Annotated in this window: 1 protein-coding gene; it reads right to left on the bottom strand. The window is 71.2% G+C overall.

Going from position 1 to position 264, the window contains the following annotated elements:
* A partial coding sequence (locus ADK41_RS14280; protein ID WP_159043973.1) for an AMP-binding protein occupies positions 1 to 264 on the bottom strand: 264 nt, incomplete at both ends.

Below are 264 nucleotides of genomic sequence, written 5' to 3'. Positions count from 1 at the left end.
ACATCACCCCCCGTCCAGATCTCCTCCAGACCCGCCAACGCGCCCACCGCCTCCGACGCCATCGCGTCGAACAACGCCGTCGTGAAATACACCGCGGTGATGCCGTGGCGGGTGAGCGCGTCGCCGAGTTCGGCCACGTCGACCTTGGCCACCGGGAGGATCACGGCGGTGCCGCCGCTGAGGAGGGGCACCCACAGCTCGTACGTGGAGGAGTCGAACGCCGGCGGCGAGTACGCCAGCACCCGCCGGTGCCGCTCCCCCGCA

Source organism: Streptomyces caelestis (assembly GCF_001279005.1).
Lineage (GTDB): Bacteria > Actinomycetota > Actinomycetes > Streptomycetales > Streptomycetaceae > Streptomyces > Streptomyces heliomycini.
This window is presented reverse-complemented; position numbering and strand designations above follow the sequence as displayed.